This is a genomic window from Rhizobacter sp. SG703 (genome assembly GCF_012275445.1).
Lineage (GTDB): Bacteria > Pseudomonadota > Gammaproteobacteria > Burkholderiales > Burkholderiaceae_C > Rhizobacter.
In genome coordinates, this window is the sequence record NZ_JAAZQK010000003.1 from 300,873 (window position 1) to 324,436 (window position 23,564).

At 64.5% G+C, this 23,564-nt stretch carries 14 protein-coding genes, 3 tRNA genes and 1 pseudogene; 15 read left to right on the top strand and 3 right to left on the bottom strand.

Features of this window, described 5'->3' with window-relative positions:
* The first annotated feature begins 10 nt into the window (after nt 1-10).
* The 11 genes and pseudogenes from folC (at nt 11) to FHT26_RS07065 (ending at nt 11,356) form a co-directional block, all read left to right on the top strand.
* Complete coding sequence (gene folC, locus FHT26_RS07015) at nt 11-1,312, top strand: bifunctional tetrahydrofolate synthase/dihydrofolate synthase (RefSeq protein WP_168559439.1); 1,302 nt, start codon at nt 11-13, stop codon at nt 1,310-1,312.
* 31 nt (nt 1,313-1,343) lie between these two features.
* Entirely contained in the window at nt 1,344-2,189 is an 846-nt protein-coding gene (locus FHT26_RS07020) for an SPOR domain-containing protein (protein WP_168559440.1), read from the top strand.
* Nucleotides 2,186-2,686, top strand: a complete 501-nt coding sequence (locus tag FHT26_RS07025) for a CvpA family protein (protein WP_349238102.1) — start codon at nt 2,186-2,188, stop codon at nt 2,684-2,686. The genes FHT26_RS07020 and FHT26_RS07025 overlap by 4 nt, the downstream gene beginning before the upstream one ends.
* 33 nt (nt 2,687-2,719) lie before the next feature.
* Nucleotides 2,720-4,249 carry an amidophosphoribosyltransferase gene (purF, locus tag FHT26_RS07030; RefSeq protein ID WP_056811754.1) on the top strand — a complete coding sequence of 510 codons (1,530 nt, stop codon included), beginning with the start codon at nt 2,720-2,722 and terminating at the stop codon, nt 4,247-4,249.
* Entirely contained in the window at nt 4,249-5,496 is a 1,248-nt protein-coding gene (locus FHT26_RS07035; protein ID WP_168559441.1) for an O-succinylhomoserine sulfhydrylase, read from the top strand. Before purF ends, FHT26_RS07035 begins: the two co-directional genes overlap by 1 nt.
* Nucleotides 5,497-5,697: 201 nt before the next feature.
* On the top strand, nt 5,698-7,092 hold the full coding sequence (gltX, locus tag FHT26_RS07040; RefSeq protein WP_168559442.1) for a glutamate--tRNA ligase: 1,395 nt from the start codon (nt 5,698-5,700) through the stop codon (nt 7,090-7,092).
* Nucleotides 7,093-7,179: 87 nt separating this feature from the next.
* Nucleotides 7,180-7,255, top strand: a tRNA-Ala gene (locus tag FHT26_RS07045).
* Nucleotides 7,256-7,308: 53 nt separating this feature from the next.
* Nucleotides 7,309-7,384: transfer RNA gene (locus FHT26_RS07050), tRNA-Glu, on the top strand.
* Nucleotides 7,385-7,465: 81 nt separating this feature from the next.
* Nucleotides 7,466-7,542, top strand: a tRNA-Asp gene (locus FHT26_RS07055).
* 193 nt (nt 7,543-7,735) lie between these two features.
* A pseudogene (locus FHT26_RS30595) lies at nt 7,736-7,975 on the top strand (DUF6538 domain-containing protein); the annotation flags it as partial.
* Between the two features lie 1,617 nt (nt 7,976-9,592).
* Complete coding sequence (locus tag FHT26_RS07065; RefSeq protein WP_168559444.1) at nt 9,593-11,356, top strand: site-specific integrase; 1,764 nt, start codon at nt 9,593-9,595, stop codon at nt 11,354-11,356.
* Nucleotides 11,357-11,371: 15 nt separating this feature from the next.
* Here the strand turns inward: FHT26_RS07065 and FHT26_RS07070 are convergent, their stop codons facing one another.
* Nucleotides 11,372-12,106: a DUF429 domain-containing protein gene (locus FHT26_RS07070; protein ID WP_168559445.1), complete on the bottom strand. Its 735-nt coding sequence runs from the start codon at nt 12,104-12,106 to the stop codon at nt 11,372-11,374.
* Nucleotides 12,107-12,236: 130 nt separating this feature from the next.
* Here FHT26_RS07070 and FHT26_RS07075 point away from each other — a divergent pair, with 130 nt between their 5' ends.
* Nucleotides 12,237-12,905, top strand: coding sequence for a hypothetical protein (locus tag FHT26_RS07075; protein WP_168559446.1), 669 nt, complete (start codon nt 12,237-12,239; stop codon nt 12,903-12,905).
* Nucleotides 12,906-13,109: 204 nt separating this feature from the next.
* Here FHT26_RS07075 and FHT26_RS07080 read toward each other — a convergent pair whose 3' ends face one another.
* Both FHT26_RS07080 and FHT26_RS07085 read right to left on the bottom strand, forming a co-directional pair.
* Entirely contained in the window at nt 13,110-14,252 is a 1,143-nt protein-coding gene (locus FHT26_RS07080; protein ID WP_168559447.1) for a hypothetical protein, read from the bottom strand.
* Nucleotides 14,249-14,530, bottom strand: coding sequence for a hypothetical protein (locus FHT26_RS07085; RefSeq protein ID WP_168559448.1), 282 nt, complete (start codon nt 14,528-14,530; stop codon nt 14,249-14,251). The genes FHT26_RS07080 and FHT26_RS07085 overlap by 4 nt, the downstream gene beginning before the upstream one ends.
* A 499-nt stretch (nt 14,531-15,029) precedes the next feature.
* On the opposite strand from FHT26_RS07085, the gene FHT26_RS07090 reads away from it, so the two are divergent.
* The 3 genes from FHT26_RS07090 (at nt 15,030) to FHT26_RS07100 (ending at nt 23,561) form a co-directional block, all read left to right on the top strand.
* A complete protein-coding gene (locus FHT26_RS07090; RefSeq protein WP_210427279.1) occupies nt 15,030-15,245 on the top strand; it encodes a ribbon-helix-helix protein, CopG family in 216 nt (71 codons plus the stop codon).
* Nucleotides 15,246-15,356: 111 nt separating this feature from the next.
* The gene (locus FHT26_RS07095) at nt 15,357-20,702 is read left to right on the top strand and encodes a DEAD/DEAH box helicase (RefSeq protein WP_168559449.1); all 5,346 of its coding nucleotides are present in this window, start codon (nt 15,357-15,359) and stop codon (nt 20,700-20,702) included.
* 6 nt (nt 20,703-20,708) lie between these two features.
* A complete protein-coding gene (locus tag FHT26_RS07100; RefSeq protein ID WP_168559450.1) occupies nt 20,709-23,561 on the top strand; it encodes a DUF8741 domain-containing protein in 2,853 nt (950 codons plus the stop codon).
* The last annotated feature ends 3 nt before the right edge of the window (nt 23,562-23,564 follow it).

Sequence of the window (23,564 nt, forward strand, 5' to 3'; positions counted from 1 at the left end):
TGACACCACCATGGCCACACCGACCACGCTCGCCGAATGGCTCGCCCACTGCGAGCAGCTGCATTCCAAGGACATCGACATGGGCCTCGAGCGCAGCCTGCTGATCAAGCAGCGGCTGGGCATCGATTTCCAGGTGCCGGTGATCACGGTGGCCGGCACCAACGGCAAGGGCTCGACCTGCGCGATGCTCGAATCGATCGGGCTGCAGGCCGGCTACCGCGTCGGGCTCTACATCAAGCCGCATTTCGTGCACTTCGAGGAGCGCTGCCGGGTGAACGGCCGCAGCGTCGACGCGGCCGAGCTGATCCCGCACTTCCAGGCCGTCGAAGAGGCGCGCGCCGGCATGCCGCTGACCTACTTCGAGTTCACGACGATGGCGATCCTGCGGCTGCTCGCGGGCGCGCCGCTCGACATGGTGATCCTCGAGGTCGGGCTCGGCGGCCGGCTCGACACCGTCAACGCGATCGACACCGACTGCGCGGTGATCACCAGCATCGACATCGACCACACCGCCTGGCTCGGCACCGACCGCGAATCGATCGGCCGCGAGAAGGCCGGCATCATGCGCACCGGCAAGCCGGTGGTGGTCGGCGACCCGATGGTGCCGGCCAGCATCGTCGCGCGTGCCGCCGAGATCGGTGCCGACCTGCGGCTGCTCGGCCGCGATTTCAACTACGCCGGCGACCAGCAGCAATGGGGCTGGGGCGGGCGCGACAAGCGCTTCAACGGGCTCGCGTACCCGGCGCTGCGCGGCGCGAACCAGCTGCTGAACGCATCGGCCGCGCTGGCCGCCTTCGAGGCGCTGCGCGACCGGCTGCCGATCACCGCGCAGGCGGTGCGCAACGGCTTCGCGACGGTCGAGCTGACCGGCCGATTCCAGATCGTGCCCGGCCAGCCGACGCTGGTGCTCGACGTCGCGCACAACCCGCACGCGGTCGGCGCGCTGGCCGAGAACCTCGACCAGATGGGCTTCTTCCCGCGCACGCACGTGGTGTTCGGCGCGATGGCCGACAAGGACCTCGAAGCGATCATCCGCCGCATGGCGCCGCTGGTCGACGCGTGGCATTTCACCGACCTGCCGATCGCGCGGGCGGCCACTGCGGCCGACCTGCAGCAGCTGCACGAACGCCTTGCGCTGAAGGGCCCGGGCCCGGTCACCACATTCCGTCACGCGAACCCCGACGAGGCACTGCGCGCGACGATAGTGACCGCAGACCCGGCTGATAGAATCGTCGTCTTCGGCTCGTTCTTCACCGTGGGCGGCGTGCTGAAGGACGGCATCCCCCGTCTTTCTGCCAAGCACCTGAGCTGATCGCTCTCTGCTCACCTGGAATCAGCTCTTCATGGGTCTGCTGTCCTTCCTGAAGCGCACATCGGGCAATACGTCCAACAGCGCGCCCGAGCGCGCCGCCAAGGCCTCGTCCAAGGCGAAGGCGCCCCCGGTTGCCGACTCCCCCGACAGCGTCGCTCAGGCCCGCACGCGCGCGCGCCAGCGGCTCGTCGGCGCGGCCGTGCTGGTGATCGCCGGCGTGATCGGCTTCCCGCTGTTGTTCGAAACCCAGCCGCGGCCGTTGCCGGTCGACACGCCGGTGGAGCTGCGGCGCGACACCTCGGCCGCACCCACGCCCGCGCCTGCACCGACCGGTGCGCGGGCTGCCGCTCCCAAGCCGGCGCCGCTGCCGCCGAGCGTGATCACCGAGAACGTGCCCGATGCGGGGCGCGAGCCGCCGGCCTCGGCACCGGCCGCGGTGGCCGCGCCGCCGGTCGTGGCCGCGGTCACGCCGAAGCCGACGCCGGTACCCGCACCCGCACCGGTCGAGCGCAAGCCGGCGGAGAAGCCCGCCGAGAAGCCGACCGACAAACCGGCCGACAGACCGACCGACAAACCCGCCGCCAAGCCCAGCGACAGCGCCCGCGTGCAGGCCCTGCTCGACGGCAAGCCCGCGACGCCCGAGGCCGCCGGCCGCTTCGTCGTGCAGGTCGGTGCGTTCGCCGAGCTGACGGCCGCGCGCGACGCCCGCCACAAGGTCGAGAAGCTCGGCCTGAAGACCTACACGCAGGTGGTCGAGACCTCGGCCGGCAACCGCATCCGCGTGCGGGTCGGCCCGTTCGCGTCGCGCGACGAGGCCGACAAGGCCGCCGCGAAGATCAAGACCGCCGGCCTGCCGTCGGCCATCCTGACGCTGTGACGGCGCCGATGGGCTGGGTCGATGCACTATTTCTCGGCATCCTGGGCCTCTCCGTCCTGGTGGGCCTCGTGCGCGGCCTGGTGTTCGAGCTGCTGTCGCTGGTCGGCTGGTTCGCGGCCTGGTTCGCCGCCCAGTGGCTGACGCCGATGGTCGCGCCGCACATCCCGGTCGGCCGCATCGGCTCCGGCATCAACCAGGCGGCCGCGTTCGCGATCACCTTCGTCGCGGCGCTGATCGTCTGGGGCATCCTGGCGCGGCTGCTGCGCTTCCTGATCCACGTGACGCCGTTGAGCCTCATCGATCGCCTGCTCGGCGGCTTCTTCGGGCTGCTGCGCGGCGTGGTCGTGCTGCTGGCCGTCGGCATGGTGGTGGGCATGACACCGCTGGTGACATCGCCGGCCTGGCGCGCATCGGCCGGCGCACCGTGGCTCAATGCGGCCCTGGCGGGCTTGAAGCCACTGCTTCCGCCTCAACTCTCTTCCCACCTGCCCGCATGACGCGGACCGGTTGAACAACGCAAGGACTCTCCCATGTGCGGCATCGTTGGCGTGATCTCGAAGACGCCGGTCAACCAGATGATCTACGACGCGCTGCTGCTGCTGCAGCACCGCGGCCAGGACGCTGCCGGCATCGTCACGATGCAGGGCACCAAGTGCTTCATGCACAAGGCGCGCGGCATGGTGCGCGATGTGTTCCGCACCCGCAACATGCGCGGGCTGCCGGGCACTGTCGGCCTGGGCCAGGTGCGCTACCCGACCGCCGGCAACGCCTACAACGAGGAAGAGGCTCAGCCGTTCTACGTCAACGCGCCGTTCGGCATCGTGCTGGTGCACAACGGCAACCTGACCAACGCGCATTCGCTGAAGCAGGAGCTGTTCGACGTCGATCGCCGCCACATCAACACCGAGAGCGACACCGAGGTGCTGATCAACGTCCTCGCGCACGAGCTCGAAATGGCCGCCCGCAACCTGCCGCTGACCACCGACGAGATCTTCAAGGCCGTCGGCGCGGTGCACAAGCGCATCAAGGGCTCGTACGCGGTGGTCGCGCTGATCGCCGGCTACGGCTTGCTGGCTTTCCGCGACCCGTACGGCATCCGTCCGCTGTGCTTCGGCGAGGTGATGACGCCCGACGGCCCGGACGTGATGGTGGCCAGCGAATCGGTCGCGCTCGAAGGCACCGGCCGCAAGCTGATCCGCGACGTGGCGCCGGGCGAGGCCATCTTCGTCGACCTGGCCGGCAAGATCCACACGCAGCAGTGCGCCGAGAACCCGACGCTGAACCCCTGCATGTTCGAGTTCGTGTACCTGGCGCGGCCCGATTCGGTGATGGACGGCGTGTCGGTCTACCAGGCGCGCCTCAACATGGGCGAGACGCTGGCGCAGCGCCTGATCTCGACGATGCCGCCGAACGAGATCGACGTGGTGATCCCGATTCCCGAATCGAGCCGCCCGTCGGCGATGCAGCTCGCGCAGAAGATCGGCAAGCCGTACCGCGAAGGCTTCGTGAAGAACCGCTACGTCGGCCGCACCTTCATCATGCCGGGGCAGGGCGTGCGCAAGAAATCGGTGCGCCAGAAGCTCAACGCGATCGCGGTGGAATTCAAGGGCCGCAACGTGCTGCTGGTCGACGACTCCATCGTGCGCGGCACCACGTCGAAAGAGATCGTGCAGATGGCGCGCGACGCCGGAGCGCGCAAGGTCTACATGGCGTCGGCCGCGCCGCCGGTGCGCTTCCCGAATGTGTACGGCATCGACATGCCGACCAGCGAAGAGCTGATCGCGCACAACCGCAGCATCGAGGAGATCCGCCAGTTCATCGGCGCCGACGCGCTGATCTACCAGGACGTGGCCGCGATGAAGAAGGTGGTCGGCGCGCTGAACCCGACGCTGAACGGCTTCGAGGCCTCGTGCTTCGACGGCTACTACGTGACCGGCGACGTGACGGCCGCCGATTTCGACGCGATCGCCACGCAGCGCAAGTCGCAGGGCGGCGACGAGGAAGAGAACGCCGACCGCTCGCGCCTCGCATTGCAGAGCGCAACGACGGAGCGCGGCTGATGGCCGGCGCGCCGGCGAAGCGAGGCATTGCGCGCGTCGAGCTGCCGGCCGACGTGCGGCGCGACACGCTGGCCGTGCGCGAAGGCCTGCCGCCGAGCGCGTGGGGCGAGAATTCCGAGGCGCTGTTCCTGACCAGCAGCTTCGTGCAGCCCGACGCGGCGAGTGCCGCCGCGCGTTTCGCGAACGAGGAAGACGCCTTCATCTACTCGCGCTTCGGCAACCCGACGGTGACGATGTTCGAGCGCCGCCTCGCGGCGCTCGAAGGCGCGCAGGCCTGCATCGGCACGGCCAGCGGCATGAGTGCGATCCTGCTGCTCGGCATGGCGCTGCTGAAGGCCGGCGACCATGTGATCTGCTCGCGCAGCGTGTTCGGCTCGACCATCATGCTGTTCGGCCGCGAGTTCGCGAAGTTCGGCGTCGAGACCACGTTCGTGTCGCAGACCGATCCCGACGATTGGCGACGGGCGGTGAAGCCGAACACGAAGCTGCTGTTCGCCGAATCGCCGACCAACCCGCTGACCGAGGTCTGCGACATCCGCGCGCTGGCGCAGATCGCGCACGATGCCGGCGCGCTGCTGGCGGTCGACAACTGCTTCTGCTCGCCGGCGCTGCAGCGGCCGATCGAGTACGGCGCCGACCTGGTCGTGCATTCGGGTACCAAGTACCTCGACGGGCAGGGCCGCGTGATTGCCGGTGCGGTCTGCGGACCGGAGCAGCTGATCAACGACAGGTTCGTGCCGGTGATGCGCAGCGCGGGGATGTCGCTGTCGCCGTTCAACGCCTGGGTGGTGCTGAAGGGCCTGGAGACGCTGTCGATCCGGATGCGGGCGCAAGGCGATCGCGCGCTTGAACTGGCCGGCTGGCTCGAGCGGCAGCCGCAGGTGGCGCGGGTGTTCTACCCCGGCCTGCGTTCGCACCCGCAGCACGCGCTGGCGATGGCGCAGCAATCGGGCTCGGGAGGCGCTGTGGTGTCGTTCACCGTGAAGAGCACCGACGCCACGAACGCGCGCAAGAACGCATTCCACGTGATCGACCAGACGCAGGTCTGCTCGATCACCGCCAACCTCGGCGACACCAAGACCACGATCACGCACCCGGCCAGCACCTCGCACGGCCGCCTGACCGAAGAACTGCGCCAGGCCGCCGGCATCACGCAGGGCCTGGTCCGCGTGGCCGTCGGCCTGGACGACGTGCAGGACCTGAAGGCCGACCTGCTGCGTGGCCTGGCCGGCCTCGATTCCCTTTGATCGAGGGCCTGTTGACACTACGGGAAGGCTCGCGTGACTCATCAAAAGGGCACCCGCAAGGCGCACGGCGCAGCCCAGGCTTGCTGCCTGGACAAGCCGTGCAACGCCGTGGGTGCCCTTTTGATGAGATCACCCTTCGGGCCGGTGCCTGCCAAGGCGCTGGCGCGAGCCTTCCCGTAGTGTTAACAGGCCCTTGTCACCATGACCCGACCGATCCGCACCCGCATCGCCCCGTCGCCCACCGGCTTCCTGCACCTGGGCACGGCCCGCACCGCGCTGTACTCGTGGGCTTTCGCGCGCCACTTCGGCGGTGAGTTCGTGCTGCGCATCGAAGACACCGACGTCGCCCGCTCGACGCAGGATTCGGTCGACCAGATCCTCGCGTCCATGCGCTGGCTCGGGCTCGATTACGACGAAGGCCCGGTCTACCAGATGCAGCGGCTCGACCGTTACCGCGCGGTGGTCGACCAGATGCTGGCCGATGGCCACGCCTACCGCTGCTACACCACGCCCGAGGAGCTCGACGCGATGCGCGAGGCGCAGCGCGCGCGCGGCGAGAAGACGCGCTACGACGGCCGCTGGCGCCCCGAGCCGGGCAAGACGCTGCCGGCGCCGCCGGCCGGCGTGGACGCGGTGATCCGCTTCGCGAACCCGCAGGACGGCATCGTCCGCTGGGACGACCTGGTCAAGGGCCCGATCAGCATCGCGAACAAGGAGATCGACGACCTGATCATCATGCGGGCCGACGGCGTGCCGACCTACAACTTCGCGGTGGTCGTCGACGACTGGGACATGGCGATCAGCCACGTGTTCCGCGGCGACGAGCATGTGAACAACACGCCGTGGCAGATCAACATCTTCAATGCGCTGAAGGCGCCGCTGCCGCTGTTCGGCCACGTGCCGGTGATCCTCGGCGACGACGGGCAGAAGCTGTCGAAGCGGCGCGGCGCGGTCAGCGTGACGGCGTACGAGGAGAACGGCTTCCTGCCGGAAGCGATGCTGAACTACCTGGCGCGCCTGGGCTGGAGCCATGGCGACGAAGAGCTGTTCACGCGCGAGCAGCTGGTATCGTGGTTCGACGGCACTCACCTGTCGAAGAGTCCCGCGCAATGGGATGCAGCGAAGCTCGCATGGGTCAACGCGCACTACCTGAAGACCATCGACGAGCGCCGCCTGGCCGCGCTGGTGGTGGGGCAGTTCGCGCGCCGCGGCATCAGCGTGTCGGAAGACGAGGTGGCCGCGCGCTGCGGCCTGTTCAAGGACCGCTGCTCGACGACGGTGGAACTGGCCGACTGGCTGCAGATGTATTTCGCCGACGTGGCGCCGAGTGCCGAAGACCTGGCGGCCCACGTGACCGATGCGGTCAGGCCGGCGCTCGCGACGCTGCGCGACAAGTTCGCTGCGCTGAGCGAGTGGAGCAAGCCCGCGATCGCGGCCGCGATCAAGGAGACGCTTGCGGCGCATGGCCTGAAGATGCCGCAGCTGGCGCATGCGGTTCGCGTGCTGGTGTGCGGGCGTGCGCAGACGCCGTCGGTCGATGCGGTGCTCGAGCTGTTCGCGCGCGAAAAAATTCTGGAGCGTCTCCAGAAGGCCTGAAAAATCTGCCTATAATCGTGGTCTTCGCTAGTGAGAACAGCGCAGCGTCTGAAGGTAGCTCGAAAGAGCGGCCGACAGGAAACCCAAGGGGGTATAGCTCAGCTGGGAGAGCGCTTGCATGGCATGCAAGAGGTCAGCGGTTCGATCCCGCTTACCTCCACCAAGACATCGAGTCGGGGTGCGCTGTTCAAAGTGGTGAAGATGTGAAGAGTTTTTGTCCCCTTCGTCTAGAGGCCTAGGACACCACCCTTTCACGGTGATTACAGGGGTTCGAATCCCCTAGGGGACGCCAAGTTTGGCGGGGCTTGCGCAGAGAGTCGACGGCTGAAAGGCTGCGGATCAAAGCGGAAACCCGCTGCGGTAAGAAGAAATTGGAGTGGTAGTTCAGTTGGTTAGAATACCGGCCTGTCACGCCGGGGGTCGCGGGTTCGAGCCCCGTCCACTCCGCCAACCATTCGGAAAGCCCTTGCAAGTCGTTGATTTGCGGGGGCTTTTTCTTTGGTGCTGCTACCCAACCTACATGCATCGGTGCTACCCCGACGACCCTTCGGAGTAGCAAGCGGTGTTGCAGGCCTCAAGGCCAGCAGCTTGCATCGCTGAGCTGCACCGCGGGGTCGATGTCCACCCTCAGCGGAGCATCGACATGAGCACCTCAGCAGCACGCGCCGGCCACCTGGCGTTGGTCAGACCGACATCCACATCCAAATCTCCTTTCCTGCATCGGCGAGGACCCAGGTACTACTTCAAGCGCAAGGTACCTGCGGACTGTCGTGAGCTGTTCGGCGGACAACGGCAGCTCTGGAAGAGTCTTGGCACCGACCAACTCGAGAAGGCGAAGGTCATGCTCGCCGTCGAGGTCACGGAGTTCGACCTGGCAGTGGCCCGGCACCGCAGGGAGCGGGCGGCATGCGCTGCGGGTGTCGTTCCGTTGCGCCACGCCCTAAGCAATGCGCCAACAGTCCCGGCATCAGAGCCTCGTGGCGACGCGACGTCGGCGTCGCTTGCGCACATGGATGTCTTGAAGGCCATCGAGACCGCGTTCGAACGCTTGCGCGGCCTGATGGCCCCCCAGGTGCCACTTGCGCCGACTGCCGTATCGAAACCAGTGCCAGCGCATTCAACAGTGCTGGCGAACCAGCAGCCGGCTACATCGGGCCCGCAGCGAGGTCGAATCCAACCAACCCTTCTGCATCTCTTCGAGGACTGGAAACGCAAACAGGCGCGACCACGCACCATCGGCGCTGTGCAAAAGGCGGTGCTTGAGTTTCACGAGCTTCATGGGGCGCTGTCTATCGAGACCATCAATCGCCAGCACGCGCGCGACTACCGCGATGCGCTCATCGAACGTCGCCTGTCAGACGGCACCATCGAGAACCGCATTGGCTTCCTCTCGACCTTGGTTCGTCACGGTCAGCTGGAAATGGTCGAGCACGTTCTTGCGAATCCGTTCGAGCGCATCGAAATCTACGGAGGGCAAGGCCTGCGAACACCAAAAGACCGGCGCGCGTTCGACGTCGGCGAACTGAACTTGATTTACGCGAGCAGGCTGTACACCCAGAACGACCGACCGCAAGGGCAGTGTGCCGAGGCCGCCTACTGGGCGCCGCTGATGGGCCCGCTCGTTGGCGCGCGCATCGAAGAGGTGGCTCAGCTTCGAATCGAAGACATCCAACGCATCAACGGCAGTTGGTCTCTGCGCATCTGCGACCTCGGCGATGACCAAACCATCAAGACCCCCGGTAGCTTTCGTCGTGTCCCGCTGCACGACGCCCTCGTTCAGCTGGGTTTTCTTAAGTACGCGGCGGAGCAAGCGCGCGCCGGTGCCGGGCGAGTTTTCCCGTCGCTGAGCAATGACAACGCAAACCGCATTTGGTCGAACGCGTTGGGCAAATGGTGGAATCGCTACATCGACGGCATCGGTCTGTCCGACTCACGGCTCGACTATCACTCTTTCCGGTACACCTTCCGCCAGCAGTGCAGCCTTTGCGGCATCGAAAACGAGACGCGGGATGCTCTCACCGGGCACTGGGTGAGCAACAACGACTCCGGCCGGACGTACATGAAGGCGGAGAACCGCCAGTACCCGTATCCGAAGCTGGTGGAAGCGATGAAATCGCTGCGCTACGACGAACTGCAGGTCTCGCACCTGTTCGTCGAGGAGCCGATGGCTGGCGTCGAAGAGGCGCTGCTCCGCTGACGTTGGCGATGCCGGTCGTGAACAGCTTCACGACCGGCGGGCCTCGGCATGGATGACCTGTTCCCGAACGTTGGCTCACCGCCTGGTGACTGCCATCGCCGTGGCCGCGGTCGAAGCTGCAAGCGAGCTCCCTTGGATGTGAGCCGGCTCACATTCGTGAGTAGATGTTGGTCCTGACCTGTGAATGCGCTCACAAAGCCGATGAAACAGGCGTTGCGAGCGCGCGGGGCGGTCGGCACAGTGACGTTCAGTGATGCGCGTCACCCAACCTCGACCTCAACCCCCTTTTGCAACGCAGTCCCAATGGCCATTTCGACCCAGACTCACGCCAGCTCGCCATGCATGCCAGCCGCTCCGATACCGCGCGTTCTTTACCTGCATGAGCGCGACGGCTGGTACTACTTCAAGCGGAAGATTCCCGCCGCCATTCAATGGGCGTTCGGTGGGGCCAAGCAAATCTGGAAGTCCCTGGAGACCTCGAGTCGCGACGTTGCAGTCAAAGCTATCGAGACTCAACGAAAGTCGTTCGACGCCGAGGTGGCGAGAGCCCGTCAGGTGAAAGGTGCCGCTGTCGTGAGGCGCGAACAAGTGCGTCAGCGCGGCATTGGCACAAGCAAGTACCTGCTTGATGCGCACATCGAACCGCTGCTCGACCGTTTCGAGCACGCTCATCTGATTACGGATGACGAGGAGCGCAACGGTCTGTCCGTCGTTGAGCGCGCTGAGCGACACGCGGAATTGGAATCGGCGTTGGCGCAGATGCTCGAGCAAGCGGCGACTGAAGACTTTGCTGGGTACGAAGAGACCGCGCAGGAGCTCTTAACGGGGGAGCAATTGCTCGCGCCTCCAGGCTCCGCCGTCCGTAAGAGCTTCTTGCAGCGCCTGCTGCAAAGAGATATCCACATCGTTGAGGTTCAGCTCGAGAGGCTGCGCGGCAGGGTCACGCCTACGGCGAAGGACGCGCCACCGCCGCCGCGGCGAATGCCGACGATGCTTGACATCCTTGAGCATTGGGCGAGTGATAAAACGAATCAGCGCACTGTCGACACCTACCGAGGGTTTGTAGCCGAGTTCGAGCATGTCGCTGGTGCGTTGCCGTGCGTTGCAATTCAGGGCGAGGATGCCGACACATTGGTGGGGCGACTTGCTGGTCGTGAGTGCTCGCGGGAGACCGCCGAAAACTATCTGGGAGGGCTCGCGACGATTTTCCGGCATGGAATCACCCAGCGGCTCGTACCGCAAGGGAGCCTCAACCCATTCGAACACTGCCACATCGACATCGCAAAGCGCGCGCGTAGTCAGGACCGTCGCGGCTACGAACTGGCGGAGCTCAATGTCTTCTTTACGTCCCGCTTGTACACATCGCACTACCGTCCTCAAGGGCAGGTTTCCGATGCTGGCTTCTGGGCCCCGCTGGTTGCGGCTTTCACTGGCGGGCGCATCGAAGAGCTCTGCCAAGCCAGCGTGCAGGATGTGTCGCGCATCAACGGAGTGTGGACGTTGAGAATCGCTGAACTGGATGAGGGTCAAGCCATCAAGACCGAAGGTAGCTGGCGATACGTGCCAATCCACGAAGAGCTCATTCGTTGTGGGTTCCTGGTCTACGTCGCATCGGTGCGCGGGGCAGGGAAGCAGCAACTGTTCCCGACGCTGCGGAATGACAACAAGTACAAGCTATGGTCAAACGCGTTGGGTAAATGGTTCTCTCGCTACATCGACAGCATCGGCCTGACTGACGACCGCCTTTGCTTCCACAGCTTCAGATTTTCGTTTCGGCAATGGTGTACCCATTCCGGCATCAGCGATGAGGTGCGTGATGCCCTGACTGGGCATTGGGTGTCTGACGCTACGCCGGGGCGGGGCTACATGAGGGTTGCTGAGCGGCAGTATCCGTTCCCGTTGTTGGTCGAGGCCATGCAGTCGCTCCACTACGGCGGGCTCGACCTTAAGCATCTGTACGTGGCAGACCCCATGAAAGGCGTTGAGCCGGCCTTCGGTCAAGATGCGGGCTTCGCCAATGGGTTGCCGGCGGTGAGGCGGAAGAGGGCTTCCGGGCCACAGCGCTGACAGAGCCTCCCGAACCTACCCGACCATTCCACCGGAACCGATGTAAAGCATCTCCATCGGTAGCCCTTCCTCGTCAACCTGCGGCTCGCCCCGCAGGGACCTCACATTGGCCGGGTCCTCTGCGGCAGTGACGTAGGCAACCAGGGCGTCAAGAACGTCGTCCGCCTTAACGAGGGTGCGAGGTTGCTCGCGAAGGACCAGCTGCAATAGCTGAGCCGAGCGAGGCTCTCGACGTAAGAGAAGGTCCAGCCGAGCGCGGATGCCGGCTGACTTGGTCTTGCCGTCCATCAGTGGTGTGCCTCCGTTCAGTGCCCAGAAGCAAACCTCGGGATGCACCTCACGGAAGCGGGCCCGGGCCGAGGCATCAGCGCGCATCAGGGTGTCAGCCTCGTTCACCTTCAGGCAGATACCGAGCGCCTGCTCGGACAGGCTAAGCCCCAGCTCGCTCATGTTCACCTTGCGTGCATCAAGCTTGTCTCTAAGCCGAGTCGCGGCACGGCAGGGGGGCGTAAAGACACACACGTGACGGGGCCCCAGGGTTCGCCGAGCTATCACGTCGCAGGGGCGTCTTGGGCAGTCTTGCCAAGGCAATCCAATGGGGATGTCGACGAACACCCGCTCGGCATCGCGATGGTATTCCGACAGCGCCTCAAGTGAGCTGAATAGGGCGTACTGCAGTTCTCGGTCTTTGCCATCAGTCACCGCAATCCAGCCGAACTTGCAACCGTCAACGCCGACAGCCAGTCCCATATGGCTCCTCCCTCTGCTCACACAAAAGCCTATGAAGCGTTTGGCTTCTCGCCGGCCCGCGCCAATTTCAGGTCCCCAGTTTCCCTTGCTACACGTCTTGCGCCGATGGAGGCGCGTATCAAGGATAAACATGACTGAAGCAAGCCCCCGCCAAGAACTTGCATTGGCGATGGCCGCTGGTGCGGCAGCAGGGCGCATCACGCACTCGCGCCTGATGTCTCCCAAGCAGCTCGAGCGAGTTTCTCGGGAGCGTCCCGAGCTCAAGGCGCAGCTGCAAGGCAGTTGGTGCCTCTGCACGGAAGTGCCTGGTGAGATGTGGCAGCTCGCACTCGCCGCCCGTGCCGAAGGAGTTCCGAACCAAGTGATGGTGGCGCGAGCTCCGTCCGGACGGCCATACATCGTCTTCACCATAAATGCTACTGGGTGGCAACACCGGGTGTGCGTTCCGATGCTGGGCGCGTTGACGGCCCAATGGTTGGGCTCGCTGCGCGACGGCGGGACGATGATGATGTCGGTTGCCGACGCAGCATCGGACCGAACGTTTCTCGCGACATCCGACGTTCCGCTTGCAGCGATTGAGCACCTGATGCAGTGTGAAACTGACCCCCCTGTGGACTTGGTCGGCTTCCTCGAGGAAGCATTCACGCTCGTCGCCTGGAACGCTGCGGCCAGCACTTCAGTCGACGGCGACCGACCGGAAATGCCTACTGAGGTCAGCGTGTCGCTGCTGCTGCCGGCAGAGGTCGAGGCTGCACTGGAACTGCGTACCGAAAGGCACCTTGGGCGCAAGCCGAGCTGACCCAGCCGACTGATTCGACGGGCCCCCTGCCTTGTGGCAGAGGGGCTCGATTCGTTGGACGCGGTGGCGCCGCGCATGGACCGAAAGGTCTTTCCTACGGCTCATGCCGTCGGGGTGATGCCGCAAGAACACCGTCCGTGTTGGGGGCTCTGGTCGGGGGAAGCGACAGGGAGGTTGGTTGAACCACCGTCGTACGCAGTTGTTCTACGTCTGCACATGCTTTGGCGATGCATCTCGCCTTGCCAATTCAGTTTCGACCCGCGCCAAGATGGGGGGCAAATCGGTCCGATTCGCGTATACCTTGGGATAGAGCCGCATCATTGCCTTGAGTTGCCCGTCGAAGTAGACCTCGACAGGCAGTGGATTCGACCATGGGGCCTCGCCGAGTAGCTCTTGAATGGACGGCACTTCTTCGCCAAGTCTCAGCCGTGTCCCCTCAAGTCGAACCGATGGCTGGCGCGTCAAGGCGACAGGCGCTGGCAACCTGTGAACGTGCTGAGCTGCGTCGCGACTAGCTCGCGGTAGGGTCAGCTGGACCTTACCGCGGGCCACGCTGTAGTCAGCCAGGAACTCGGCCTCCTTCAGCTTTTTAAGCGCTTTCCTCAGGTCGCTGCCGAAGTTCTCTTCGGTCGACTTCGTTCCGGTGAGCTCCATCCACTTCGAGACCGAATATGTGAAGAAGGCGTTCGTCCGTCGGTCCTTCAGGCATTCGATGTGTGCCTGCAGCAGCCTGGCCAGCTGGGAGGAACCCAGCTTTCTGCGTTGCTCCAGGTCGATTTGCCCGTACCCCATGTGCTGAAAGAGCCGCACGAATTCGATAGGAATGGACACGCTGCAGCGCACGCCCTGGGTCAGCTTTTCGCGTGCGCGGAACTGCAGGATGCATCCCGAGAAGAGTGGCCACGAGTCCGGTTTGGCGTCGGCCGCGCAGACAGTCAGATGCGAACGCGATAAATCCTTGAGTCGGCGGCGCAACCAGTCACGGTTCTGCTTGTTGTAGGTTTTGGTGAGGATGTCCAAAAGTTCTTTGGCCGAGAACTGGACTTCCACGTAGGCCCGTTGCTGATGGTTGGTCTCGGCGTTCAGCGTCGCCTCGAGGCCAGCAAGCTTCCGGAAGATTGCGAGTAGCACATCCTGGTGCTCGGCAGTCAGGCCCGCGCCCCAACGCCGGATGCGTACATTGCTGGCCACACCCATTTGAACCTCGACCTCTTCCAGAGTGGCCAGCTCGCTCTCGCTGCCGCGCCTGGCCAAACAGAAGAGCGGAGCGCCCGCAAGGCTGCGCGGATAGGGGACCCGACCCTGCCTGCCCGTCGGAAAAATGACATGCGTGCCATCCTTGCTCACGTACGAAGTCCTCGCTCAAGCAAGTCGGCGCGGGCACGCAGGTCTAAAACCGTGGCGCTCGCGACCGCTTCGGCCTTGGCCAGAACTTCGCGTAGTTCGTCTGGTGGCAGTCGTCCGACCAAGTCGGGCGGCAAGCCAGCACCGGTCATCGGCATGACGCCGAGCCTCGCTTTGACCACCTTCTTGATGGCGCTGTCGTACCGCGAGCGGTAGACGTGCAGCCCGGCGGGCGTCACGCTGCTCTTGCTGCGGTATTGGGTGTAGTAGAGGGAAGCCATCCAGCGCTCCATGAGAAGTCGTCTGGACCTATAGACCCGAGTTTTATCTTGCGGTCGGCGCATCCGTTTGACTGACCCAGCCAAGCACAGAAGGAGAGTTTCTCCCCGGCTCGAAAGGGAGTAGCTCCCCGTTCCAGAAAGGGAGTTTCCCCCTACAAGTCGGACGCTAGCCCGCATGAACACTGGAACCGTCAACTGCCGGGCGTGCTGCCTACGACCTCTCTACGACCCATTGGCCGCCCCTGGCGGGTCGCCCGTCGAGCCGGCGCCCTGTTGGGCTTGGCTCGGGCTGACCAAAGCAGCAGCCTGACCCTGCGCCGGGTTGGCGCTCGGGCTCGACGCTCGCAAGAGCCCAGCAGGACGGGGCGAACCTACGGTCAGCCACGCTGAACCCCTTGACGCTCATTTCGTGGCCGCTTCGGGTGAACCAGATGGTCGAGTAACAGCTTGTGTTGGATACTGTCGCAAAACGCTAGCGTTTTCCATACAGGAGTTCCTCGTGGCCGTCACCAAAACTGAAGTCGTCAGCATCCGCGTCCCGCCGGACGTGAAGGCCGCTCTGGTAGCCGCCGCAGAAAAGGAGCGGCGAAGTCTCGCCACCATGGTCGAGGTGATGGTGTTGGAGTACTGCAAAGCTCACGGGGTGGTACAGGGGAGGACGGGAATCGCGCAGTCGCCTCGACGAATCAGAGGCGAACGAAAGTCCGTCGCCTAGCGGACGATGAGTCGAACCAATTCGAGAGCGGGCTGCAGCCGAACTCGACAAGTAACGAGCGCAACGAGAGCGGACGCAGAGCCGCACTTAAAAAAAATCTGGGGAGCTGGGATGGATGTCTTTAAATTCCGCGAACACATCGTCAACGAGTACGAGCAGTTCACGCGCAGTTTTACGCGCATTCGTGCCGATGACATTCGCGAACATGTGAACGCCCAGTACGCCAGCCAAAGGTACTGGCCCGAGCCGCTCATCCAAATCAACCCGAACTACAGGTCGGGTGGCACGGTCGATGAGCTTGTGCAGGCTGGGCAGCTCAGCCCAGAGTGCTCTTCCATCTTCCGTCTGGGAAAGTCAGCAAGTTCTGCCGGTGTCGCGCTGCCCCTGCACAAGCACCAGGGAGAGGCCATCAGCCTGGCGCTTGCCGGCGAGAGCTATGTGCTGACCACTGGAACGGGCTCGGGCAAGTCCCTCAGCTATTTCATCCCGGTCGTCGACGCCTGCCTCAAGGCGAAAAAGGCTGACCCAACACCGCGAACCCGCGCCATCGTCATCTACCCGATGAATGCGTTGGCCAACTCGCAGCTTGAAGAGTTGAAGAAGTTCCTGGGGTCGGACGCAGCAACTCGCGCCGTGAGCTTTGGCCGTTACACCGGACAGGAGTCCGACGAGGAGCGGCAGGCCATGGCCGCCAAGCCACCGGACATTCTGCTGACCAACTTCATGATGCTCGAGCTGCTGATGACCCGGCAGAACGACATCGACAAGGCCGTGATGCGCAACGCCAAGGGCTTGCGTTTCCTGGTGCTCGACGAACTTCACACCTACCGGGGTCGTCAAGGTGCCGATGTGGCTCTGCTGGTGCGCCGCGTCCGCGAAGCGCTGGCCGACGAGCTCATCTGCATCGGCACGTCGGCCACGATGGCGTCCGACGGCAGCCAGATGGAGCGCAATGCAGTCGTCGCAAAGGTGGCGCGCCGGCTGTTCGGCACCCCCATCGCCGACCGAAACGTCATCACCGAGACCCTGCGACGCACGACGCCAGAGAGCCAGACGCTCGAGTCCGTCCGGAATAGCCTGGGCCCGGCCATCCGGGCTGGTGTCCCAACCGACCTCGACTTCAATGCCTTGGCAGCGCACCCGATGTCGGTCTGGGTCGAATTGACGCTGGGCCTGTCCTACAAAGACGACAAGCCACAGCGTGCCCGGCCGCGCACGCTGGCCGATGCCGCCAAGCTGCTGCACGAAGCCTCCAGCGAGCCCATCGAACGCTGCCTGGCCTACCTGCAGCAGTTCATGCTGCGCGCCTATGCCGTCACCGATGGAGCAGGCAAGAGCCTGTTCGCATTCAAGCTCCATCAGTTCATCGCAGGCGGTGGCAAGGTCTACACCACGCTGGAAGAGGCTGGGCGCCGTGCCATCACGCTCGATGGTCAGCAGTTCGTTTCAGGTGACGACGACCGGCAACGGCGCTACTACCACGTGCACTTCTGCCGCGACTGCGGCCAGGAGTACATCCCGGTCTGGGACACGGACGGTCACGAGGGTCGAACCTTCAACGTCCGCAGCATCGAAGAGCGGCAGAGCGACGACGAGCAGGTCAAGTTCGGCTTCCTGATGCCCGATGGACGCGGTCTCTGGGACCCGGAATCCCTGGAGCGCTATCCAGAGTCTTGGCTTGAGGAGCGCGCAGACGGCGAGTGGCGCATCAAGTCTGGTCAACGCAAGTTCGTCCCCCAAGCGCTCAAGGTTCGGCCGGACGGCGGGGTCAGCACCGTCAGCGGCCTGCCAGCTTGGTTCATTCCCGGTGCTTTCCGCTTCTGCCTTGCTTGCGGGGTGTCGCACACGACCTCGGGCAAAGATGCACTGCGCTTGACGTCGCTGTCGGGCGAAGGCCGCAGCTCGGCGACAACCATGCTCACGTTGTCGGCCTTGCGTTACCTGTACGAACAGGACCAGCAACTGTCTGCGGATGCCAAGAAGGTTCTTGGCTTCTCCGATAACCGGCAAGATGCCGCGCTGCAGGCGGGTCACTTCAACGATTTCCTGCAGGTGCTGCTGACGCGGTCGGCGCTGCTTTCGGCGGTGCGTAAGGCGGGTAGTAACGCGCTGTCGGAGAGTGAGGTGGCCAACGCCGTCTTCGAGGCGCTTGGGTTTAACCGCGAAGACCCGTCGGTACGGGCCGAGTACATGCAGCAACCCGAGGTCAAGGGCAACACGCGGCGGCAAGTGCAGGAGGCCATGCGCGGCATCCTCGGCTACCGCAGCTACTTCGACTTGCGTCGCGGTTGGCGCTTCAACAACCCCAACCTGGAACAGCTTGGCCTGATTCGCATCGGCTACCAAGACATCGACGACCTGGCGGCGGATGCCTCCGAGTGGGCCGAGGCGCCACAGGTACTGCAAGCGGCCAACCCGGCCGAGCGGGCCACGGTACTGCGAGCCCTATTTGAATTCATGCGCCAGGGCCTGTGCATTGCCACGCGCTACCTCGACCGCACCGAACTTGAACAGCTACGCACCCAAAGCTACGCCAACCTGTGCGAGCCCTGGGGCTTCACCGAAGACGAGCGGCCGGTGCCGTCCCGTTGGTTTGCTACCTCTCGCCCGCGTGAAGAGACCGACCGCCGGGGTCGCCGCGTACTGGTCGAGGACTTCTTGGTCATCGGCTCCAGCCGCTCGCGCCTGGGCAAGCTGCTTCGTCAGGGCAGCACGTGGGGCGGCAGCAACCCTTACTACAAGCACATCAACGACCAGACCTATCCGGATGTCATCCAGGCGTTGCTGAAGGCTGCAGAGTCCTACGGCATGGTCAAGCGCGAGGAGACAGATTTCGGCGTGTTGGGTTGGCAGCTGAACGGCACCGCGTTGCAATGGGAGCTCGGGTCCGGCGAGAGCAAACGCCAGGCCGAAGACAACGCCTTCTTCCGCAGCCTGTACTTGAACATCGCCGGGCTGCTCGACAGCCCTGTGCATCAGCTCTTCGAATTCGAGGCCCGCGAGCACACCGCCCAGGTTGAGCAAGACGACCGAATGGAGCGCGAGGCACGCTTCCGCTTCACCGATAAGGACCGCGCGGAATGGCGCGGCAAAAACGGCGTCGACCTTGAATGGCTGCCGGTCCTGTTCTGCTCACCCACGATGGAGCTTGGCGTCGACATCTCGTCGCTGAACACCGTCTACATGCGAAACGTGCCGCCCACCCCGGCCAACTACGCCCAGCGCAGCGGCCGTGCCGGGCGTGCAGGGCAACCGGCGTTGGTCATCACGTATTGCGCCAGCCAGTCGCCGCACGACCAGTACTACTTCCGCGACCCGGTGCGCATGGTGCACGGGCAAGTGAATGCGCCGACGCTCGACTTGGCCAACCTGGAACTGGTCAAGAGTCACATGCACGCCATCTGGTTGGCCGAGACCGGCAAGCGCCTGGGCAACAGCGTGCGCGACCTGCTGGACATGAACCTGCCGGAGGCTTTGCCTGTGACCGAGGAGATGGCCACCGAACTGGACAAACCGGAAGCCAAGAAACGCGCGCATCAACGTGGCCTGAAGGTCCTGGGCATGTTGACCAGCGAACTCACGCCCCAGAACGCGCCTTGGTACACCGAGCAGTGGGCCGAGACGGTGTTCCAGCGGGCGTATCACGAGTTCGGCGGAGCCCTCCAGCGCTGGCGTGACCTGTACCGCGCCACAGCGCAAGCCATTGAGCTGAACTTCAAGATTGAAAACAACCCGGCTGCCAGTGAGCGTGAGCGCCGCGAGGCCCAGCAGCGCCACAACGAAGCTCGCAAGCAGCGCGACCTGCTTCTGGCTGGTGACAGCGCCTTTAACAGCGACTTTTACACCTACCGCTACCTGGCCAGCCAAGGCTTCCTGCCGGGCTACAACTTCCCGCGCTTGCCGCTGTTGGCCTACTTGCCTGCGCGGCGCGGCTCCATTGGCCGCGAGAGCTTTCTGTCGCGCCCGCGATTCCTGGCGCTGGGCGAGTTCGGCCCTTACAGCCTCATCTATCACGAGGGCAGCCAGTACCGCGTTATCAAAGCGCTGCTGACCATCACGGGTTCAGACCAGGTCAGTGAAGGCGCCAAGCTGCCCACCGAGATTGCTCGCCTGTGCCCGGCTTGCGGCTATGGGCACTTCCGCTCGCAGCGCGATGCCGACCGCTGTGTGTCCTGCGGTGCCTCGCTGTCCGGAGCCCAGGAAATCAAGAACCTGTACCGTATCGAAAACGTCTCGACCAAACGCGCCGAACGCATCACAGCCAACGAGGAGGAGCGGGTGCGCCAGGGTTACGAGATGCAGACCACGCTGCAGTTCGCCCTGGCCGAAGGCAAGTTGCAGATGGTCACCACGGTGGTCGAGGACGACCAGGGGCCGCTGCTTGAAATGCAGTACGGTCCAGCGGCAACCGTCTGGCGCATGAATTTCGGTTGGCGTCGGCGCAAAGAGAAGTCCATCCAGGGATTCATGATGAATCCTGTGACGGGCCACTGGGTAGGCGGTGTCGACGACGGCAATGGAGAGAAGGAGGGCGAAGCGGAGGCACCGCCGGACAAGACACCACCACAGCGCATCGTCCCCTACGTCGAAGACCGGCGGAACATTCTCATCGTGCGCCCGCACTACCGCCTGGGCGAACTCTCGGCCGACACGCTGACCACCCTGCAGTACGCGCTCAAGCGCGGCATTGAAGCGGTCTACCAGCTCGAAGAGAGCGAGTTGATGGCCGAGCCGCTGCCCACGCGCGACAACCGCCAGTCCATCCTTCTGTTCGAGGCTGCCGAAGGCGGTGCGGGCGTGCTGACTCGCCTGGCCACCGAGCCTGACGCTTTAGCAGCCGTTGCTGCGAAGGCCCTCGAGGTTCTGCACTTCATGCCTCCTTCGACCGGCCAGGTTTGGTCCAAAAAGACGCTGACCGAAGAGCTCGACCACGACGGCAAGCCCTTGTGCGAGGCCGGCTGCTACCGCTGCCTGCTGTCGTACTACAACCAACCCGACCACACTCTCATCGACCGCAAGGACAAAGATGCCGGTGGACTCTTGCTCGACATCCTGTGCCGCCTGACGCAGGCGCGTGCCCATCAAGGAACACAAGGGAGGGAGCCTGTCGAGCACGATGCGCAACTCGCGCGCACCGCGGGCAGCTCACTCGAACAGGCCTGGCTGGACCACGTGAATGAGCAGGGCTATCGCAAGCCCGACCGTGGGCAGCACACGGTCGTTCTCGGCGCGGCCGGCGCTAAGGCCTCCGCCGACTTCTTCTACGACGACCTGAACCTCGCCGTCTTCATCGACGGTCCGCATCACGAAGCCGATGCCCAACGCGCGAAGGATGGTGCCATCGACCGCTCGCTCGACGAGCTGGGTGTTTTGGTGGTGCGCTTCCCCAAGGAGGCGGCTCGCTGGCCAGACATCTTCAAGAACAACGCCGACCTCTTTGGTCCTGGCAAGCCCTGATACGACATGAATGCCCCTACGCCGGAATTCCTTCCGGGCAGCCTCGTCGCGGCCCGTGGTCGTGAATGGATAGTGCTGCCCGAGTCAGACACCGAAACGCTGCGCTTGCGCTCCTTGGGCGGTGGTGAACGGGACGAAACCCTCATCTACCTGCCACTTGAGCGCCAGCCTGTCCAGCCAGCTACCTTTCCTTGGCCGAACATCGCGCAAGCTCGCAACCACGCGGCCAGTCAGCTGCTACTCGACGCACTGCAACTCAAGCTGCGCAGCGGTGCGGGTCCCTTCCGCAGCTTCGGCAACATAGCCATCGAACCCCGCGCCTACCAGCTGGTGCCATTGCTGATGGCGCTCAAGCAGCCCACGGTGCGCTTGCTGGTCGCCGACGACGTGGGCGTTGGCAAGACCATCGAAGGTGCCCTCATCGCCCGCGAGCTGCTTGACCGCGGCGAAATTCAGAGAATGACGGTGTTGTGCCCGCCACACCTGTGCGAGCAGTGGCAGCGCGAGCTCTCCGAGCGCTTCCATATTCAAGCAGCGGTGGTCCGGTCAAACTCGGCCGACCGATTGGAGCGAGACCTCCCGCCCGGCACCTCGCTGTTCCATGCCCACCCGTTCACCGTCGTCAGCCTCGACTACATCAAGTCAGAGCGCCGCCGCGAAACCTTCCAGCGCTCCTGTCCAGAGTTCGTCATCGTCGATGAGGCCCACACGTGCACCCAGGCCGGTCAGGGTCGGCAGCAGCGCTACCAACTGCTCAAGGGTCTGGCCGCGCAGCCCGAGCGACACCTGGTGCTGCTGACCGCAACGCCGCACAGCGGCGACGATGAGGCCTTCTTCAACCTGCTCGGCCTGCTGCGCGCTGACTTCACCCAGCTCAAGGACCTGCCCGTTGGCCAACGCACTGACCTGCGCGAAGACCTGTCGCGCCACTTCGTCCAGCGCCGCCGGCCCGACATCGCCGAGTGGCAAGACACGTCGATGTTCCCCGACCGCCGCACCGCTGAGCTGACCTACAAGCTCACCGGCGCGTGGGGCCAGCTGTTCAACGACGTGCTGGCCTACGCGCGCGAGTTGGTCGAACGCTCCGAAGGCCAGGGCCTGCGCGAGCAGCGCATGAACTGGTGGGCGGCACTGGCCCTTTTGCGCTGCATCTCCTCGTCGCCGGCAGCCGCCGTCAACGCACTGCGCACGCGCCTGATGGGCGCGCAAGGTGAAGCCGAAACAGATGACACCGCTTCGCTTGAAGAATTCGAAGCCACGGCCAGCGACCGCGTGCTCGACGGCACCGACGACGCGCTGTCCACCGACGACATCGAGCCCGGTGCGCAGACCGAGGACAGCCAACGCCTCAAGGTACTGATGGTCAGCGCTGCTGCGTTGGCTGGCCAGCAGAACGACCCCAAGCTCGCCAAACTGCAGGAGCACTTGGCACTGCTGCTGAAGGACGGCTTCCAGCCGGTTGTTTTCTGTCGCTACATTGCCACCGCGCATTACTTGGCGGCAGCGCTGCAAGAGAAGTTCAAGTCGGTCATGGTCAAGGCCGTGACCGGAGAGCTGACGCCGGACGAGCGCGAAGCCGCAGTCGAACAGCTGGGCGAGAGCGAAACCCGTGTCCTCGTCGCCACGGACTGCCTCTCCGAGGGCATCAACCTGCAAGGCCTCTTCACTGCCGTCGTCCATTACGACCTGAGTTGGAACCCGACCCGCCATGAGCAGCGCGAAGGCCGAGTTGACCGTTTCGGCCAGAAGGCGCGCGAAGTGCGCAGCACTATGCTGTATGGCGAGGACAACCCTGTCGATGGCGCCGTGTTGCATGTCATCCTGCGCAAGGCCGAGAGCATCCGCAAAGAGCTGGGCGTACTGGTCCCTATGCCCGACAACGAAGGCAAGCTGACCCAGGCGCTCATGAATGCCGTGCTGCTGCGCAAGGGCAGCGCGACGACTTACCAAGCCGAACTCGACCTCTGGGGTGAACCTGCCAAGGAAATCGACCTCGCCTGGCAGAGCGCCAAGGAAAAGGCCAAGCAGAACCGCAGCATCTTCGCCCAGCGCCGCCTGAAGCCCGAAGACGTGCTGCCGGAGTGGCGCAAGTCTGCCGTCTCGCTCGGTGGTGAAGCTGATGTTGAGCGCTTTGTCAGCCGCGCTGCCGCCCAACTTGGGGCGCCCCTTCAGCCAGTGAAGCACTATTTCAAGCTGCTCACCGAGCATCTGCCCGCTGCCGTTCGTGAGCGCCTGGCGGCTGAGGGTATGGCGGGCACTCTGCGCATCGACTTCAAGCAGCTTGCCGCGCAAGGCGCTGCCTTTGTTCACCGCACCCACCCGCTGGTGGCTGTGCTGGCCGACACGCTGCTAGAGCAAGCACTGGACGATGCACCGAGCAACGCCGACGACGCCCAAGTCGCGCGTGCCGGCGTCGCGTTTGTGGGTCGGGTTTCGCTGAAGACCACCGTGCTGCTGCTGCGCATCCGGCATCAACTGACGGTCACGCATGGCACCAACTCACGGCTTTTGATGTGCGAAGAGGCCGTTGCTGTCTCGGCCAGCGGTGCCGAGCCCTTCGCTGAATTGCTGCCTGACCAGACCCGTGCCCTGCTGGGTGCCGAAGCTACCCGCAATCTGCCCGTGCCGCTGCGCGACCGACAGTTGCAGTCCGCGCTCGACGCCTTGCCATCCTGGCAACCGCAGCTCGAAGCCATCGCCAAAGCTCGTGCCCAGGCCTTGCTGCAGGACCACCGCCGCGTGCGTGAGGCAGCCGACAGCCGCGGCAGCTACCAGGTCACCGCCAGCCTGCCGGTAGATGTGATGGGTCTTTACGTGCTGCTGCCGGATACGGCAGCCACCACCTCCATGGGAGCCTGACAC